13 protein-coding genes are annotated in these 18,396 nt (G+C 37.7%); 8 read left to right on the top strand and 5 right to left on the bottom strand.

Features of this window, described 5'->3' with window-relative positions; genetic code table 11:
• Window positions 1-3 precede the first annotated feature (3 nt).
• Window positions 4-1,161, bottom strand: coding sequence for an alpha/beta hydrolase-fold protein (locus IE199_RS16580; protein ID WP_189772803.1), 1,158 nt, complete (start codon window positions 1,159-1,161; stop codon window positions 4-6).
• A 229-nt stretch (window positions 1,162-1,390) separates the two neighbouring features.
• On the opposite strand from IE199_RS16580, the gene IE199_RS16575 reads away from it, so the two are divergent.
• The 4 genes from IE199_RS16575 (at window position 1,391) to IE199_RS16560 (ending at window position 7,008) form a co-directional block, all read left to right on the top strand.
• Window positions 1,391-2,311 (top strand): winged helix-turn-helix domain-containing protein, encoded by a 921-nt coding sequence (locus IE199_RS16575; protein WP_189772802.1) that lies wholly within the window; start codon window positions 1,391-1,393, stop codon window positions 2,309-2,311.
• Between the two features lie 70 nt (window positions 2,312-2,381).
• Window positions 2,382-3,815, top strand: a complete 1,434-nt coding sequence (locus tag IE199_RS16570) for a serine hydrolase domain-containing protein (protein WP_189772801.1) — start codon at window positions 2,382-2,384, stop codon at window positions 3,813-3,815.
• Between the two features lie 26 nt (window positions 3,816-3,841).
• A complete protein-coding gene (locus IE199_RS16565; RefSeq protein WP_189772800.1) occupies window positions 3,842-4,846 on the top strand; it encodes an alpha/beta fold hydrolase in 1,005 nt (334 codons plus the stop codon).
• Between the two features lie 197 nt (window positions 4,847-5,043).
• On the top strand, window positions 5,044-7,008 hold the full coding sequence (locus IE199_RS16560) for a RiPP maturation radical SAM C-methyltransferase (RefSeq protein ID WP_189772799.1): 1,965 nt from the start codon (window positions 5,044-5,046) through the stop codon (window positions 7,006-7,008).
• 42 nt (window positions 7,009-7,050) lie between these two features.
• Here the strand turns inward: IE199_RS16560 and IE199_RS16555 are convergent, their stop codons facing one another.
• Window positions 7,051-8,040 carry a GGDEF domain-containing response regulator gene (locus IE199_RS16555; protein ID WP_189772798.1) on the bottom strand — a complete coding sequence of 330 codons (990 nt, stop codon included), beginning with the start codon at window positions 8,038-8,040 and terminating at the stop codon, window positions 7,051-7,053.
• 22 nt (window positions 8,041-8,062) lie between these two features.
• Window positions 8,063-14,143 carry a response regulator gene (locus IE199_RS16550; RefSeq protein WP_189772796.1) on the bottom strand — a complete coding sequence of 2,027 codons (6,081 nt, stop codon included), beginning with the start codon at window positions 14,141-14,143 and terminating at the stop codon, window positions 8,063-8,065.
• Window positions 14,144-14,355: 212 nt separating this feature from the next.
• Here IE199_RS16550 and IE199_RS16545 point away from each other — a divergent pair, with 212 nt between their 5' ends.
• Both IE199_RS16545 and IE199_RS16540 read left to right on the top strand, forming a co-directional pair.
• The gene (locus IE199_RS16545) at window positions 14,356-14,535 is read left to right on the top strand and encodes a hypothetical protein (RefSeq protein ID WP_189772795.1); all 180 of its coding nucleotides are present in this window, start codon (window positions 14,356-14,358) and stop codon (window positions 14,533-14,535) included.
• Window positions 14,536-14,550: 15 nt separating this feature from the next.
• On the top strand, window positions 14,551-15,216 hold the full coding sequence (locus tag IE199_RS16540; RefSeq protein ID WP_189772794.1) for an iron-containing redox enzyme family protein: 666 nt from the start codon (window positions 14,551-14,553) through the stop codon (window positions 15,214-15,216).
• Between the two features lie 84 nt (window positions 15,217-15,300).
• Here IE199_RS16540 and IE199_RS16535 read toward each other — a convergent pair whose 3' ends face one another.
• Window positions 15,301-16,098 carry a GNAT family N-acetyltransferase gene (locus IE199_RS16535; RefSeq protein ID WP_189772793.1) on the bottom strand — a complete coding sequence of 266 codons (798 nt, stop codon included), beginning with the start codon at window positions 16,096-16,098 and terminating at the stop codon, window positions 15,301-15,303.
• Window positions 16,099-16,231: 133 nt separating this feature from the next.
• Between IE199_RS16535 and IE199_RS16530 the strand changes: the two genes are divergently transcribed.
• The gene (locus IE199_RS16530; protein ID WP_189772792.1) at window positions 16,232-16,459 is read left to right on the top strand and encodes a hypothetical protein; all 228 of its coding nucleotides are present in this window, start codon (window positions 16,232-16,234) and stop codon (window positions 16,457-16,459) included.
• Window positions 16,460-16,500: 41 nt separating this feature from the next.
• Here the strand turns inward: IE199_RS16530 and IE199_RS16525 are convergent, their stop codons facing one another.
• Entirely contained in the window at window positions 16,501-17,619 is a 1,119-nt protein-coding gene (locus IE199_RS16525; protein ID WP_189772791.1) for a pyridoxal-phosphate-dependent aminotransferase family protein, read from the bottom strand.
• Window positions 17,620-17,786: 167 nt separating this feature from the next.
• Between IE199_RS16525 and IE199_RS16520 the strand changes: the two genes are divergently transcribed.
• A complete protein-coding gene (locus IE199_RS16520; RefSeq protein WP_189772790.1) occupies window positions 17,787-18,332 on the top strand; it encodes a YaeQ family protein in 546 nt (181 codons plus the stop codon).
• The last annotated feature ends 64 nt before the right edge of the window (window positions 18,333-18,396 follow it).

Genomic DNA, 18,396 nt, shown 5'->3' with positions numbered 1-18,396 from the left:
TCATTAGCCGTGTTCAAGCTCAGCAACTTTACTTTGGTAATATTGTTGCGCTTGAGCATCTCGGTTCGATTTCTTAGCAAACCTTAAAGCATCTTGATAGGCTTGTAGTGCTTTTTTATGTTCTTGCTTATGTTCATAGATAAAACCTAACGCGCCATAAATAAACATAGGCTCTTGATAATTTGCTACTTGTTGTTCAAGTAATTCTATGGCTTGTTCAAGCTTCCCTTCACCATAAAAAGCAAAAGCTAACCCCGTAATCGTATGAATTGGAATTCTGCTTTCAACACGGTATTTCAAGCCTCGCTTTATAAAAAACTCGCTTAGCTTATCCATTCCTCCAAAGGTGTTAAACGCCTGATAATTTGGCAAAGCAGGCGCTTCAAAATCACGAAATACAAAGCTCAAACCATTATACATCGCGGCATAAGCAGCACTGGTGTGATTATGTCCGTTAAGTATTTGTAAATGCCAATTCACCTTTGCTGTAGCGTTTTTTTCTAAAATCGAGGCCAATTGCTCAGCGCCATCAACAAAACCGAGTCCCTCTCTGTTTTTTTCACCTACAGAAAAGTAAACATCTGTTTCAATTGGTAATTTGCTTTTAAGCTTTTGGGCAAAATCGTCAAAAAATTCCTCTTCATTTGTGTCAATTGCAGGGCTAGATGCAATAAATTTGCTAAAAGCATTACCACCTTTAGCAAATTCAACTAAAGACACTAACCCCATGGCCGAATGCCCAAAAAACACTTTTATTGCAGAAGTGCTGTAACTCTCTGTGATAAATGGGGTAACTTCCTTGTTAATGAAGGTTAAAAATTGTGCCCTGCCATCGTAACTATCGCGCATACGCTGACCTGTATTGTTACTTATTCCAACTATGATGGTTTGCGGCATTTTTCCTGCTTCAACTAATTGCTGCATGGCAATGACAGCATGCTTAAAGTGACGACTACCATCTAATACATACAGCACCGGATATTTTGCCTGTTGTTTCGAATATGCACTGGGTAAATGAATAAGTATTTCACGCGTCTCGTTTAGCGTTTCAGATTGAATCGTTTGAACATGACCAAAGGTTTCAACAATTTCAGTTGAATAACTCGTTTGAGCTGCAACTAAAAAAATTATTCCATAAAAATAGCGCTTAGCAATGTGCATACATAATGTCCTCTTTTTATTGGCATTATGTTCTAAGTCCATCGTAAACTTGGCAATAGAAAAAGCAGTGTTTTAGCTAATGAAAAACTGATGGTTAACTGATGAAACAAATAATTGGTGATTTGATGAGACCTAATATCGCCACTTTAGCGCTATTAACAAAAATAATGACCTGATACACTTTTACACAGGCACAGCAATTACATTAATTTAGGATGACTTATCTCTAATGAAAGAGAATAACAATTTGGTATTTGACGATTTAACATACCAAGTCACTAAAGACAATCAGTCAGTGAACTTAAACCCTTTAAGTTTTAAATTACTGTACACTCTCGCACAAACACCTCTTCAAGTCGTTCCCATTAAAACGCTGATCGACAATGTTTGGTCTAACACTGAAGTTAGTCCAGACACGTTAAAACAACGAGTATTTGTATTGCGAAAATCACTCGAGCAGTCATCTCTTGAAGGCTTGTCTATTCAAGCAGTGAGAGGAGAAGGTTACCGCTTGTTGATTGAACCTGTGCAACAAGCAAGTGAAAACTCAACAAAACCAGCACAGTTAGTCGAAATAAACGCTTCAAAAATATCAAATATCAACAAAAAAACTTGGGGTATTGCACTAGCGTTAGTTTTTTTTGTTGCTTTACTGTTCCATTACTTTGCTCAACCACCTGTTCATGAAAAGGCAGCAAGTAATAATCGCATCGCACTTTGGAGCAACATGTCGCCAAGTGAAATGCCAAATCATGCGGCTGCCATTTATCAAACTTGGAATCAATTACTTAACCAAGAAAACCAAGCACAAAACATTCAACTTATATTATCAAATCAACGACACGAACAAGCATTACCAGTGCAAGCAAGAAAAGACCGAATTGCTTTAATCAGTTTTTTAGACGTTATAACCGTAAATAATCAAACCATAATAAAGTTGAGTTTAGTTGAACCAACAACGGCTACCATTTTGCGCACTGACAACCTTTCATCCTTGACCGATGATTCATTAAATCAAGTATTACAATCTCAACTTAATGGTATTAACGCGTTAATTACTTCTGGAAAACTGTATTTAAACAAACAACAGCGAGAATTTGCCAAAGACCCTATTTGGCCAACGTTAAAAGCACTTGCTAACCCATCGTAACCATTCATAACCCTTATTAACTGGCGGTTTTTTCATAATCCATGCTCAATGATTCAAAAAGGAGCATGGTATGAAAAAACACATTTTTATCTTACTGGCATGCATGACTTACATGCCAATATCTTTTGCTAATACAGCTAACGTAAACCCCAGTAAAGGGCTTAGCCCATACGAAAAAGAGCTAACTAAATTACTTAATAGCCTGAACACAGTCACAGGTGTTCCTGGCTTTTCTGTGGCGGTAACTCACAAAGGTAAACTTGTTGCCTCTGTTGCTACCGGCTTTGCTGATGTAAAAAATCAACAGCCTGCAACGCCTGATACAACTTTTCGATTGGCCAGTGTATCAAAACTTATTGGTGCTACTATGTTGGCCGAGTTAGTTACTCTTGAGCAATTAGACCCAGATTTAGGTATTGGACATTACTACCCCGAACTCAACAGCAAATATCATCACATAACGGTTAGGCAGTTATTGTCACATACCTCAGGACTGCCTCATTATCAGGTAAAAGACTTTGATATTTACGACCAGCACTTCACTTCAGCCGTAGCGGCGGTTAAAACACTTAAAAATCGAGACTTATTATCGCGAGCTGGTTCAGAATATTTATATTCAACTCACGGCTACACACTAGCAGGTGCACTCTACGAAAAAATAACCAAACAGCCATTGTCACAAGCTGTTAAAAACTTTGTAGCGCGCTGGACGGATAAAACAACTCCTGCCATTGAAAACATTAACGCCCTATCACCATCAAGCTCAAAGCTTTACGAGTTAACCCGTGACGGTGCTGAGCCTATTGCTTTTGGCGAAAAGTCTTATAGCGTATTTGGTGCTGGGCTTTTTGCATCAGCTAGTGACCTCGCATTGTTTGGCGCAAAAGTATTAGAAAAAAGCCAAAATGAATCACCTTTAGGACAGCTTTTATTTACGCCAACAAAATTTCTAAACGGCGATCTGGTAAGTAACGACCGATTTGCCGTCGGCTTTGGTTGGCGCATCTCTACCGACGCCCAAGGACGAACAGTATATCATCATGCTGGCGCCACTCCTGGAGCAAGGTCAATTCTTGCGATTTTTCCAGAACAAGAAGTCAGTATTGCCTTTTTATCAAATAGCAGCTGGATCTCATCTATCGATAAATTAGCATTTGCGCTAGCTGGGCTTTATATCGACAACGCAACACTTGATCCTAAAAACAACATCAAGATTGAGGTGAAAAATAAAGGCCAACAAGTCAGTAGTCACACTAGTTGCCAAGTAAACATGTGTTATTTAACCGACAACACGACTGACTACGCCAACTGGTTAAACACATTTAACACATCAAACAATCCCATTAAGCAATGGCCATTATTTACCTACTCCACAAAACACGGTCAACGACTACTGATGGTAACTAAAATTGGTATCACTTCATTTGAAGGTAAAAACAACGTCTTTGAAATAGATGCAGGTAAACATCAAACCTACTCCATACAACTTACTGAAACACAATAACCAAGTCTTACAATGAGGATAACCTTATGTTTAAAGCATTTTTAATTACCCTATCACTACTATTGTGCCTTAACTGCTCAGCATTATTGGCAAAGACTAACGAAAACCCATTACCTAAACCCTATGGTCAAGGAACTTATATTAAGAGTAAATTTGGCCAAATCTATTTTGAGGCGGACGGTGAAGGTACTCCAGTTGTAATGCTTAATGGTGGGCCAGGTGCTGCACGTACTATTTTTTGGGGAGCATTAGATTTTTTAAAACCGCATGGCTTTCAAATCATCTATTTCGATGAAACTGGCGTTGGAAGAGCAACACGAAAAATTCCAGAGAAATTTTCCCCAACGATCACCGTTGAAGACATAGAAACATTACGCAAACATCTTAACGTCCCTAAACTTGTGTTAGCTGGTCATTCATATGGAGGAATTCCAGCGGTGCAATACGCGCTAACCTATCCAGATAGGGTTGAAAATTTAATCATGTTAAGTGCATCAGCTGATGGTGTAAGCCAACAAATGAACGTTGACGCGGCTAAATATTTAAGAAAAACCTTTTTTCCGCAAAAATGGGAACAGCTGGAATCAATAAGAGCAAAGGGGCTGTTAACAAGTAGTCCAGAATATATGAAAGCTTTTTACAACAGAGAAATCGGCAACATGTCTGACTGGTATGATCCAAGTAAACGCTCCGGGCTCAGAAAATACCGTTCAAGAGACAAACGTGACGGCTCAAATCTAAATGTTTATTTTGACATGGCTGGCTTAGACCCAGAAGTAAAGATATCTGGAACACTAAAGAATGTGGTCATTGATGAAACCATGTTTAAAAACTTTAATATTCCCACCTTAATTATTAACGGTAGAAAAGACTGGAAAACAACACCTGAAATGGCTTATCGATTTTATAAGATGTTACCTAAAGGCACAGCAACACTTAAATTTTTAGAGCACACAGGTCATTGGACATGGGCGGAACAGCCTGAAGAATTTGCCGAAACTTTAACCCAATTTTTAACCACTAAACGTTAACATTACTTGGTTGCCGAGTTATTTAATAAGCAGTTAGACTAATAACTCGGTAGCTCGCCCCTACCTCACTTCAAATAAAGTAAATCTTTATAAAACCTCAATTAATTCATGGTTATTTATTGCAGTTAACACGCTAGCGTTCATCGCTATTTTATAATAGGCTTGTAAACACGTGACCTTAGCAAGTTATAAAAATAATGATAAAGGATGTTTGTCTCGTAAGTTTACCTTACTCTTCAATTACAACTCCGTCTATTTCCCTTGGAGTACTTGAAACTTACATAACTAAATACGGATATTCTGTCGAAGCAATCTACGGCAACGTAAAGTTTGCATCAATAATTGGCTTAGCCGAATATGATCTAATAGACAGTTCTTTTAATGACTACCTCATTGGTGAGTGGACATTTTCTCGTGCAGCCTTTCCAGATGCCAATTTAAATGACGAAGGCTTTTTTAACTTATTTACCGATCTTGATGACGAAAAAATTGCTCAGCTTTTAGATATTAGAAACAAAGCCGAAGCTTTTATTGAAGCAATTGCCCAAGATATTTTAAAACTTAAACCTAAAATTCTTGGTTGCACTTCTACCTTCCAACAAAATTGTGCCTCACTGGCACTTATGCGCCGCATAAAAGCATTAGAACCAAGCATTATTACTATGCTTGGAGGCGCAAACTGCGAAGGCATTATGGGGCAAACCATTAGTGAAAACTTTCACTGGGTAGATTATGTATTTTCTGGCGAATGTGACGATGTTATAGGCCCTTTTATTGATAAGCTAATGAAAGGCGAACATATAGACTACCGCAACTTACCTAACGGGTTTATTTCGCAAAAACATAAAAACCTTACTGCTGATTTAGGTTGTCAATCAAAGCCACCGCGTGCCTACATAAGTGATATGTCTGTTGTTGGAATGCCAATTTACGACAGTTATTTTGACACGTTAAAAGAACTGCAACTTGAAGAGTTTATCTCGCCGGGCTTATTGGCCGAAACTTCTCGTGGGTGTTGGTGGGGAGCAAAGCAGCACTGTACCTTTTGCGGACTAAACGGCGGCACTATGACCCACCGTTCTAAACCTGCTGATGTTGCTATTAATGAATTTGAAACCTTATCCAGCAAATACAACACCAATAAGTTTTTGGTGGTAGACAACATTTTGCCTGTTGAATACATGAAAACAGTTTTACCTGAGCTTTCAAAAGTAAAAGAATACAACTTGTTTTATGAAACAAAAGCTAACTTGAAAAAGCATCATGTTGAAACCATGGCTAAAGCGGGTATCAAGTGGATACAACCAGGTATTGAAGGCTTACATGACGACTTTTTAAAGGCGATTAAAAAAGGTACAACCGCAATTCAAAATATTGCGGCATTGAAGTGGTGTAGAAGTTACGGTATTCGCGTTACATGGAACTTATTGTGTGAAGCGCCTTTTGAACAAGAGAGCTGGTATGAAGAGATGCTCGAATGGCTACCTATGGTAACTCACTTACATCCTCCTTTTGATCAAATGGCAAAAATTTGTTATCACCGTTTTAGTCCGTATTTTAATAATCCGGAACAATATAACCTCACGCTTGAGCCAACCAAAAGTTATCAATATATTTACCCGTTACAAGGTGAAGCTTTATCAAATATTGCTTATTTCTTTAATCAAGCCTCAGATAAAACTCAGGGCATTTATACGTTAAATTTCACCTTTAAACCGCAAAGCAAAGCCCTAGGTCAAGTTCAAGCTTTATTAGACAATTGGAGTGAGCAATGGCAAAGCGGAGCCATTCCAATGTGTTATATGGTCGATAAAGGCGAAAGTATTATCATAATGGATACACGTGAAGTGGCGACAAACTTCACTCACATTTTAACCGGTATAAAAGCACAGCTTTATCGTTTAGCGTCAGAGCCTATTCCGAAAGAGCGTTTGATCAAAAAACTGCTAGAGCTACAACCTAATGAAGAGCTAGCTGAGATTGATCAAGCCATCGCCGACTTAATTGATAACAAACTGATGATCAATTTAAGTAAATGTTTAATGGCGTTAGCTTTTGTCGGTGAATCTCCTACCATGCTTGATAACAACGAATCACCAGGTGGTAGCATTAACTTGGCTAAAATTGCAGAAAGTCGAGTTGAAAAACAACGTGTAGAGTAATAAACAAGTTAAGGGCTAGTCATCTAAACATAGCCCTTAGTTTTAAACCGCAGCTTGTGTTTTAAAGAAGGTTTCTACCACTATTTGATTACGCCCTTGGCGTTTGGCTTGATACAACAACCTATCGGCGATGCCAATTACTTGCTCAGGTGAGGTTGATTGCTCACCATCAATTAACACAGCTCCAATGCTCATGGTTAAATAACGAGAAACTTGCGAATGCTCATGGATAATTGCTTTATCAGCTAACGCTTGCATCAAGTTATTCATCACTAATTTTGCCCCATCTAAATTACTGTCGGGTAAAATCATCACAAATTCTTCACCGCCGTAACGTGCGGCAAAATCACGGGGTCGTTTCAGTACTTCTCTAAAGGTTGCAGCAACCTTTTTTAGCGCAATATCACCAGCACCGTGACCATAGTTATCGTTATATTGTTTGAAAAAATCAACATCAATAATGGCAACCAATAACTGCTTTTTATCTCGTTTGTTTGCCGCCACTTCATCAACCAACACCGCATCCATTTTTCGTCGATTAGATATGCCAGTAAGCGCATCAATATGAGCAATGGAATCTAACATTTTTCGCTGATAAATTAGCTCTAAATGCATTAACACGCGCGCTATAACGATATTGGCTTTAAATGGTTTGTAAATATAATCACAGCCACCCAAATCAAAGCCTCGCTCTTCGTCGTCACTGTTGGCAAGCCCTGTGATAAAAATAACCGATACTGCCATAGTCACCGGATCATTTTTAATCTCTTCGATAACCTCAAAGCCAGATTTATCCGGCATGATCACGTCAAGTAGCATTAAATCTGGCACATGTTTCTTTGCCAATTCAATTGCCTGCTCGCCATTTTTTGCAAAGATGATGGTTGCTTGATCCTGTAAAAGCTCTTTTAATACCTTACGGTTAGCTTTTTCATCGTCAACAATCAGTATCTTTTGCTCTATATCACCCATATTCTTTATCATGCGCTTTGTGGAGCTTTCTGTCGCTTCATGATTTAGTTTTTCATTCACAGTGTTATACGTCTTATTTTAGTTATTCTAATGCTGTTATAAGCTCTTCTATTTTATCAATAGCCTCGCCATATTCTATGTCATCAATATTGTCAGCAATATGTTTAGCCAACAAATAGTGTGAAGTCCCCTTTGTTAGTTGGAGTAATCGAGGAATTAAGTCTTCCGCCTCAGCGTTTTCTTCTGCCACTAAGCCATGAATTGAGTTTAACAACACCTTTAGTTGCCCTGAATTAACCTCAACACTTTGCTCTACATTAAAGGCAGTATCGTTAGGCGACGATAATGGCAACTCAGCAAGTTCCATTAATACGTTATTCAATTCGATACAGGTTTCAGCAACAAGAATATCAGCTGACGTTGGATCTTCTTTAAGCTGAGCTTCTAATTGTCGAGCACGTTTAGCTAGTTGATAAGCACCAATATAATTTGCATTCGATTTTAACGAGTGTGCAATTCTAAAAGCCGTATCGTAGTCTTTATCGCGGTATATATCGCCTAATTCGTCAACGGTGGCATGGTAGTTACTGGCAAAGTCTATTACTAGCTTTTCAAAAATACCGGTTCTTCCCCCCATACCCTGTATCGCGGCTTCGGCGTCTAAACATTTAAGCTTTTTGATTTCAGAGAGTAAATCACCTTTTACTTGCTCTTCAGGACTAACGACGACTGATTGAGTTTGTGGATGAGGTTCTCTGATAGCTGACACAGGAGCACTTAACCACTTCGACAACAAAGTAAATAACGCGTTTGGATCAATTGGCTTAGTGAAGTAATCATTCATGCCCACTTCAATACAACGGTCTAACTCTTCTTGCATAGCGTGAGCTGTCATCGCAATGATGGGTAGATCGGCATATTTTTCGTGGGCTCTAATCGCGCGCGTTGCAGTTAAACCGTCCATCACTGGCATTTGTAGATCCATAAATACCATGTCATAACTATGGTCTTCGAGTTTATCTAGTGCTTGTTGACCATTCTCTGCCACATCAATATTAACGCGAGTTTCTTCTAAGAAGCCCAACACTACTTGTTGGTTTAACGCATTATCTTCAACCAATAATATATTGGCGTGAGATAAATCTAATATACCTTTAGGTTGTGATGAATAGGTTACGTGTTTACCGTCCATTTTCAGTGCTCCCATCATGGCATCAAGTAACATGGAAGCATCAACAGGCTTTTCAAGAAAACCATCAACCCCTGCTGATTGTGACAAGGTCATGGCATCGTTTTTATCAAATGCCGTCACCATCAGTACTGCTGGAATATTATTTTTGTCTTCCAATTCACTAATTTTATGTGCTAACTCAATGCCATCCATTTTCGGCATCCGCCAGTCGGTGATCACTAAATCAAAGGGTTGTTCAATTAACTTGGCGTTGTCTAACAGTTCCAGTGCGGTATACGCGTTATTGGTTGTAGTTATCTTACAGCCAAATTGCTCAAGTAAATCTTGGAGAACACTCAAACACAAGGCATTGTCATCAACAACTAATACACTAAGACCTTCAATCATCATGGACTGATTAGCGACTAACTCGCTATTTTCAACGTGATCATAAGCGACGGTAAAGCTAAAGGTACTGCCTTCGCCAAGCTCACTTTCAACCCATATATCACCACCCATAAGCGTAGTTAGCTGCTTACAGATAGATAAGCCTAGGCCAGTACCACCAAATTTACGAGTAATAGAACTATCTGCCTGGCTAAACGACTTAAACAAGCCATTCATTGCCCCGGCTTCTAAACCAATGCCGGTATCAGTAACTGAAAATGCTAGGCTGTTTTTTCTACTAGGATCTTTTTTAACGTCAATTAAAACATGACCATGTTCGGTAAACTTAACAGCATTGCTTACCAAGTTAACTAAAATTTGTTGTAGCCTGACAGGGTCAGATTTGATCTGTTTTGGCACATCTGGCGCAACTTTCACCACGAGTTCAAGCCCTTTACTATGAGCTTTAAGCGCACAAATATTGGCGGTTTTTTTGATCAGGGCTTCAATGTTCATCACCACCGATTCAATGGTCATCTTACCCGCTTCAATTTTCGAGAAGTCCAAAATATCATTGATCAACCCAAGCAGCGCCTGCGAAGCGTCTTGCGTTTTTTCTATCAGATCTTTTTGGTGATTATTCAGTTGAGTTTTTAATGCTAAATGACTTAAACCAATAATGGCGTTCATTGGCGTGCGAATTTCATGGCTCATTTTAGCCAAAAATTCACTTTTAGCCTGCGTTGCTTTTTCAAGTTCTTCTGTACGTGTAGCAACTTGAAATTCCAGATGTCGATTTATATCAAGCAAACTCAAGTGGTTTTCAACGCGAGTTAACAACTCATGTTTTGAAATCGGTTTACTTAAATAGTCATTGCCACCTACTGAGAAGCTTTCTACTAAATCAATCACTTGGTTTTTAGCCGTTAAGAAGATGACCGGCATTTCATTCAGTGAATAGATATCTCGAATTTTTTTACAAACTTCATAGCCAGACATTTTTGGCATCATAATATCAAGTAGCACTAAATCAAACGGACGAGCTTTTGCACTTTCAGCATCGCCATCACCATTGATTAAGGCCAAGGCTTGTTTACCACTGGCCGCTTCTGTTAGTTGATAACCTTTTAAGCCTAGATGATTTACTAATACCTGACGGTTAATAGCGTCATCATCAACCACTAGGATATGATATTTTTGATAATCAAGTTCTCGAGCACTAAGTTGGCTCAACTCTTGTGCGTCTAAACTCACATATTCAATTTCATTGTCTAAATGTTGTAAGCGGTTTAGTTTTTGTAAGTTTGTCGACTTAACTACATTGGTGACATCAGATATCGCATCTTCTTCAATTGGTAAAGTAAAAGTAAAGCAACTACCTTTACCTAACGTTGACTCAACAGAAATTTTACCTCCGTGAAGTTCAACCAACTGTTTGGTAACGGCAAGACCTAAACCCGTACCGCTTTGCTCTCGATTTACATTGCCTTGAAGCTGTTCAAATGAGTTAAAAATATCTTCTAATTTATCTTTTGGAATACCAATGCCAGTATCAGCGACAGAAATACTGATCACGTCATCAAGATGTTTTGCTGATACTTTCACTTGCCCTGATTCTGTAAACTTAATGGCATTACCAATCAAGTTATACAAAATTTGCTCAACACGATTTTCATCGGCATTAACCAAAGGTAATTCTGCAGAGACTGTATTTTTGAGTGTGATATCTTTATCGCCAATTAGCGGTGTGGAAACCGTCAACACCACATCGGTTAAGCTGTGAAGTTCTACCCCTGAGCGATTAAGTTTAAGGTTGTGGTTTTTAAGCTTTGAAAAATCGAGAATATCGTTAACTAAATTTGACAAACGCTTACCGCTGGCAACGACCATGGCAAGGTTTTTATTTGCCGCATCAGGTAGCTGGCCTGAGGCACCATCAATTAACGATTCAGCAAGCCCAATAATGCCATTAAGCGGCGTTCTAAGCTCATGTGAAGTATTGGCCAAAAACTCATCTTTTAATTTATCTGCGCGTGTTAGCTGCACATTTATGGCATGTTCACGCAAACGTTGGTAGTTTTGACGATATAAAATTAAACCAAATATCCCAATAAAAATAGCAATATAAGAAGTATAAGCCCACCAAGTTTTCCACATAGGTGGCAGCACTTTAATTTTTAATGACTTGCCTTGTTCATTCCAATAACCGTCACCATTACTGGCTTTAACTCTTAAAACATAGTTGCCAGAAGGTAAGCTGGTATACGTTGCTCGACGATTTTTTGCATCAGTGTGGATCCACTTTTCATCAAAACCCTCAAGCATATACGCGTATTGGTTATTCATGGGCTCAGCAAAATGCAAAGCAGCAAATTCAAATGAAACTAATTTTTCATCGTACGTGAGAACAAGTTCATCTAATTCGTTAATTGAGGCGGGAATGGTGAATTTTGAGTTTGGATTTTTTTCTTTTGTACTTTTAATATCAACATGTTCGTTATGGACTAAGAAGTCAGTTAGAAGAACATTTGGAGTAGTTAGATCGTGTCTAATGTTATTAGGATAAAAACGGTTGAATCCGTCTATACCACCAAAAAACACTTCACCTCTTTTACTTTTATAAAAACTTAATGAGTTGAATTCATTTCCTTGCAACCCATCATTTTTATCATAATTTTTAAAGGTATCATTACTTACATCTAACTTAGAAATTCCTTTCATCGTACTGAGCCAAATATTTTTAGATTCATCTTGTACAATTCCCTGAATAACATTGCTAGGTAGCCCTTGCTTTATTGTATACCTGCTAAATGTTTCATTCGATTTATCAAATCTATTGAGGCCATTATTTGTTCCTATCCATAGAAAGCCGTCATTACTGTCCAAAATACTGGTAACATAATTGCTCGAGATAGAATTTTCTATATTGGGCTCTGATTTGTATACAGTAATGTTTTCTGTAGACAGGTTTAGTCGATTTAGCCCTCCAGTCTCAGTTCCGATCCAAAGGTAACCATCAGTATCTTTTGCGATTGCCCATATTTTATCATCTGACAACGAATTATTGCTGTTTGAGCTTTTGTAAACTTCAAATGTCTCAGATTTTTTATTAAATTTATTTAATCCTCCCCCCCATGTTCCTATCCACAATATATCTTGGTCATTTAAAAAGGATAATACGTTATCATGACTTAGCGAATTTGTATCATTTCCAGATTTTTTATATGTTTTAAAATTCTTGGTTTCTAAACTGAATTTCGAAAATCCACCACCTATCGTTCCGATCCAAAACTCATTTTCATTTTCTTCAGCGATAGAAGTAATGATGTCACTTTGTAATTCGTTAGCATCGTTGACATTTTTCTTAAAAGTTTCAAAGTTTTTTTGATTTGTTTTTTTTACATTAAGCCCAGCACCGTAGGTTCCTAACAACAAATTTCCTTTTTCACTTTCGTAAATACCAACAATTAAATTACTACTCAGTGATTCAGCACCATTCTCCTTTTTAGTTGTCTGAAATTGTGACTTTTTGCTATCAAGCCTTAAAAAGCCGTTTGTAAAAGTGCCAACATAAATTCCACCGTAGTTGTCTTCAATTATATCTGTGACGTGAACATTCACACCTAATTTAAGGTTATCATCAGATATGACAACGGGTTTTTTAGTTTCATTTCCATAATGAAACTTAAAAATCCCAGTATAGGATGCCACCCATATTTCACCCTTTAACTTAAAAAGTTTAGTCACTTTCAAATCATCAAAAGATTTAAAGTTTACATTTTTAGAGATTGTTTGATTGGCGATTGAATAATCAAAAAGTCCTTTATTGGAACCTACTAATAATGTTTGTTCATTTACTTTTAGAATTGCAGTAATACTAGAGGAAAGTCTCACTTTTTTAGTCAATGAATACGACGCGCTTGAAGTATCAATTGAGAACACTTGACCATTATCAGCCCCCACCCATAACAAGTTGTCTTTGATATCAGTAACCAATACCTTCGCTTTAAAGTCGTCACTTTTCCAAGATATACTTATATTGTTTGGGAACTCTAAATTATCACCACTTGTTCTTTCCAGATTTAACTGTGCAACTCCAATGTCTGTTGCAATCCAAATATCTCCATTAGAGTCTTCAACAATTTGTTCGACAACACTATTGCTAAATTCACTTTCTGAGCTAATTGTGAGAAAAGATTCTCTTTTTGGTAACCAAAGGTTTACGCCTCCTCCATTTGTCCCAAACCACAACCTTCCTTTTGAATCTTGTAAACTTGAAAAAACTTGGCCGCTACTAATGCTGCCTGGTTCAGTCAATGAAGGTCTAAAAACTTCAAACTCGTATCCATTAAATCTATTAAGTCCATCTGCAGTACCAACCCAAAGAAACCCATATGAGTCAAGTAGTAATGTTTCAGCTGTAGCTTGAGATAACCCATCACCTAATGAGTATGCATCTGAGACAAGTTCTATTTTTTGAATTTCACCATATTCTTGTGCAATTGACATAGTCGAATAACAAAACAAAAAAGACAAAATAATGGAATTTAGAAAGCTTATTCCAGGACGAATATTTGTGGTCCAATTTTTATTATTATTTTGCATGGGAAACTTTAAGTGGTTTTCTTGTGTAGGTTATTCTGAATAATTAAACAAAAAAGTAAAGTTAATACTGTCAAAATTGATAAGCACATATAAAACTATTTTTGATTTACTAATCAATTTCTTGACACCAAAATAATATCTCACTTATTCTAGACCTGAACAGGTATATATTTGTTTAATATCGCTTAATCAATAAACAATGGAATATTAAAATGACAAAAGAACAATCACACAGTGACCATCTTCATGCGGAAGGAATTATTAATAAAGACGAGCTTACAGAAGAGCATTTGAAAGCGATCGATAGCTTATCCAAAGAAGAAGTAGAACAGATTAAAAAAATTAACAAAACTATTCAAAAAACCAGCCCTGGTGTAGGAATAATGCTTTAGAGGGCAACAAAGATTATGACAACTCATTTTGAGCGACTAACAAAAAGCATGAGCGTTTTATCATTAAACGCTCGAGCGGTAGGCCAGAAGTATTATGAGTTGTCTTGCTACCCTGAAGTTGTAAAAGAACATATTTGGGTAAACCAAATGGTAGCAAGAGCAACAGTACCGCTAATGCAACAGGTGTTGGTTAAGATGGAGGAGTTCCCTAAGGACGAGTTGTACCATATCTTAACGAGTTATATGAAAAAACATATAGCTGAAGAAACAGATCATGATGAGTGGTATGTAAATGATCTAAAATTGCTTGGTATCTCGAGAGAAGAAATATTTTCTAGAGTTCCACCTCCAAGTGTTGCAGCCCTCACAGGTTCTCAATATTATTGGATAAACCACCACCACCCAGTATCTTTTATGGGGTACTTAGGATGCTTAGAGGTTTATCACCCTACCGTCGAGTATGTTGAAGGATTAATCACAAATTCAGGCTTACCGCGTGAAGCCTTCAGTACTGTGATGGAACATGCAGTAATTGATGCACAACATAAAGAAGACATTATAAGAACTATTAACAGTTTACCCTTAACTGAAGAGTTATATAAATCGATAGAATTGAGTGCATTTCAAACGTTTAGGTATGTGGCAAAAGTTATGGAAGATGTTTGTAGAGCAGCTCCCTAAGTAATACATCAATTAGACAAAGGACTAAGACTTAAAGCGCCCTAGTCCTTGATTTGAACTATTGTAAATAACTTATGTAAAAAGTTATTTATTGTATAAATAAATGTCGCTTACATCATTTTCTACAAAACCTAGCTTTTTATAAATCCTTTTCCCTGCATCAGTGGCAAATAGTACGGCTTTATCATTGCCCAATTTAGCGGCATATTCCAAAATATACTCAGCAATTGCTTGACCAAACCCCATCCTTCTAAAATCAGGAATCGTAGACATACTGTAAATGCCGGCACTTTTTGGGGTAAAAAATAATGCTGCGGTACACACAGGCTTATTATTGTAAAACCCAATAAAACATCTTATTTTAGAGTGCGGTTCAAAGCCAAAAGTCCGATAAATTTCTAAAAATGCTTGTGACACAAACTCTGGTATTTCAAATCCTTGTTGAAATGTAGTCGCCCATAAGTCAAGCTCTTCTCTAGCACTTACTACATTAATTTCTAAATTAGTTTGCCGCTCGCTTTTTCTATATCCTAAAATATTCATAGACATTCCAGACTGTGTATCAGCCAGTACAAAGCCTTTATTTTTTAGTATGTTATCTAAGCCTACAGGTAAAGAAGAGCGTGAAACATTCCAACAAAATGGTAAGTTTAACTGACTGAAACATCCGATAATATCTTCAACTTTAGAATTAGCACTTTCAGAAGTTAAGTTAGTATTAATCACACAATTAAATGCAGGAAAGGGTAATTTACTTTTGCAATAAGTCACATCTTCATTATTGCAAAACACAGTTTCAGGTAATTTGTCAAAATGAGAGTATAAGCCACAAAGGTTATCTATAATTTCCCCATCAAACGGAATAGTCTTATTTTTGAGCATCTTTCATTATCATGGCATCCTTTAATTGACACATAAGATAACTTCACTCCAGAAAAAGGCAATAGATAAACATCAATTGATACAATTCAACGTTTCAAATTTACTACTTAATTTCAATTAGTTAATCTATCAAATGTTTACCTCTCCTTTTGAAAGGCGCCTAGGCGGGCATTCATTTTTGTGCTTAGGATTTGATCATAAAAAAGAAGTATTTATTTGCAGAAACTCTTTGGGAGCAGACTTTGGCGATAACGGTGATTGTTACATTCCCTACAGCTATATCACGGGTAGCCATTTTGACGATAATGGTAACTTAACCGCCAATACATTTAGTTTTTGGCGGTTTAGTGTCGATAATTAAATATTAAATCAATTTTTTTAGTCTGGTTAACTCAAAAGTTATCACACCAGCACTTCTTTCAACGCACTTAAACAAAGGGCAACATTTGCTCTGTTAGCACTGTGTCCCATTAAGCCTATGCGCCAAGCTTTACCTGCAAATTGCCCAAGGCCAGCACCAATTTCTAAATTGTAGTCGTTAAGTAATATAGCTCTAACCTTAGCATCATCTATACCTTGTGGAATAAGCACTGTATTTAATTGTGCTAAGCGCTCTGCTTGTGGCACAACAAAATCTACCCCTAATTTTTCAAGGCCTGTCGCAAGTAGCTGATGCATGTCTTGATGGCGTTGCCAGCTATTTTCCAAGCCTTCGTCATGTAATATCACCAATGACTCGTGCAGTGCATATAATGAATTAACCGGTGCGGTATGGTGGTATGCACGTTTACCTTCACCAGACCAATATGACATCACTAGCGATTGATCTAAAAACCAGCTTGGTACGGGTGTTTCGCGATGCTTGATAATATCAACGGCACGGTCACTAAAGCTTACGGGCGATATACCAGGTACACAGGACAAACATTTTTGACTGCCAGAATAAATGGCATCGATTCCCCATTCATCAACTCTAAGCTCACTGCCCCCAAGTGAAGTTACCGCATCAACAATAGTTAAACATTGATGTTTACGAGCAATTTCACATAAGGTTTTTGCATCAGATCTTGCGCCAGTGGATGTTTCTGCATGCACAAAAGCAACAAATTTCGCTTGGGGAGTTTGTTCTAGCAAATTGTCGAGCGCTTGAGCATCTACCGCTCTGCCCCATTCACTCTCCAGTAAGACTAAGTTAGCGCCAATACGTTTAACATTTTCTGCCATACGACCGCCAAACACACCGTTTTGACATACCACGACGGTGTCTTGTGGTTGCACTAAGTTAACAAAACATGCCTCCATTCCTGCCGAACCAGGTGCCGACAAAGCGAGCGTCATTTCATTTTCTGTTTGAAACGCATATTGCAGTAAGGCTTTTACTTCATCCATCATGCCGACAAATTTAGGGTCTAAATGTCCTATTGTTGGCCTTGCTAACGCAGAAAGTACTCGAGCGCTAACATCAGATGGGCCTGGCCCCATTAATGTGCGTTCTGGAGGAATGAATGAAGTAAAGGTCATATTAAACTCTCAAGCTATTCGATAAAACGTAAGTATTTACTTTATCACCGTATATTACATCAACTAAATTAATTACTGTTATCTCAAACATTCATTTGAAAAATAGTTTTTGATATGGCGAAAATACACGTACAATCTGCGCCATTATTTATAAAGTAACTGACGTTATGGCTCTTAAATCAACCATTTATAAAGCGACTATTCATTTGTCGGATATGGATCGTGATTATTACGACACCTTAAGTTTAACGATAGCTCAACACCCTTCCGAAACCGACCTTCGCATGATGACGCATATTTTGGCCTTTATTTTAAATGCGAGTGAAACATTAACGTTTGGCAAAGGCGTGAGCGACGAAGACGAAGCAGTGCTTTGGCAGCAAAACTATAACGACGAAATAGAACTATGGGTTGAACTTGGCCAACCTGACGAAAAACGTATTAAGCGTGCCTGCAATAAAGCAAAGTTAGCCAAACTTTATGGTTATCATTCACCGTTTGATGTGTGGTGGCAACAAAACGTTAATAAGTTGGCAACCTATCATAATTTAACGGTTGAACGCTTTGACTATAGCGCGCTAGAACATCTTGCAAGCCTTGTAGAACGTACCATGGAAATTCAGGCCAGCATTCAAGATGGCCAACTTTGGTTAACCATAGGTGATGAATCTTTGTTAATTGAACGCGAAACTTTACAGTTAGCAACACAATAAGCCGCTTAAAGCTATTGCAAATACCTGACAGATACTCAATAGTAAGCTTTTGAGTTCTTTCAGG

The sequence above is a fragment of the Thalassotalea marina genome, from assembly GCF_014656435.1.
In the GTDB taxonomy this organism is placed as follows: Bacteria; Pseudomonadota; Gammaproteobacteria; order Enterobacterales; family Alteromonadaceae; genus Thalassotalea_C; species Thalassotalea_C marina.
Note: the sequence above shows the minus strand (reverse complement) of the source record. Positions and strands in the feature narration are given on the sequence as shown.